Source organism: Tsukamurella conjunctivitidis (genome assembly GCF_007858475.1).
Taxonomy (GTDB): Bacteria; Actinomycetota; Actinomycetes; order Mycobacteriales; family Mycobacteriaceae; genus Tsukamurella; species Tsukamurella conjunctivitidis.
The window spans coordinates 1-554 of sequence record NZ_VIGX01000238.1; the positions used below are offsets into that span (position 1 = coordinate 1).

Sequence of the window (554 nt, forward strand, 5' to 3'; positions counted from 1 at the left end):
GAGCTGTTCGGTGAGGACTTCAGTCGCTCAGGCGTCCTCTACAGCACCGACAGGGACGGCTATATCCCGTACCGGATCGTCTGCAGCGACGGCCAACTCATGACCTACAACATGCTCCACGGCACCGACACGCCCGCAGGCGGGCAAGGCCTGAATGGCTACATCGTGTCGCGTCAGGAGGCGGAGCAGCTCGCACACGAGAAGCTCGGCTAAGATTCACCATTTCGTCCTGGCTGCAGTGTCGAACCAAGCTGCTCCGACACCGATTCGTAAAACGTCTCACTCAGAGTTTCCAGCTTCAGTCGGAGCGTCACCTCGGCACTGCTGGTTCCGTTCAAAGATCGAATAATCTCGTAGAGTGGATGCTCCGCCACTGTCGCCGCAGCCATCTCGGGCGTCGCGATAACTACCTCACCAAATATGTCAGTACCCGTCACGGCATCGGGAACTTTGACGGTAATCTTCGTGTCCATATACTGACTTTGCCCAGCAATCGACAGGGGCGTCCCATCCTCGGCAATGTGCTTGCGCTTGATCTTCTCCTTGCCCGTCGT

At 57.6% G+C, this 554-nt stretch carries 2 protein-coding genes; one reads left to right on the top strand and one right to left on the bottom strand.

The window, feature by feature from the left end; all coding sequences use genetic code 11:
• Positions 1-213: hypothetical protein (locus FK530_RS26165; RefSeq protein ID WP_158645208.1), on the top strand; the 213-nt coding region annotated here is incomplete at its 5' end.
• Here FK530_RS26165 and FK530_RS26170 read toward each other — a convergent pair.
• The coding region (locus FK530_RS26170; protein WP_158645209.1) for a hypothetical protein at positions 210-554 on the bottom strand (345 nt) is incomplete at its 5' end. The two genes, FK530_RS26165 and FK530_RS26170, sit on opposite strands and share 4 nt — an antisense overlap.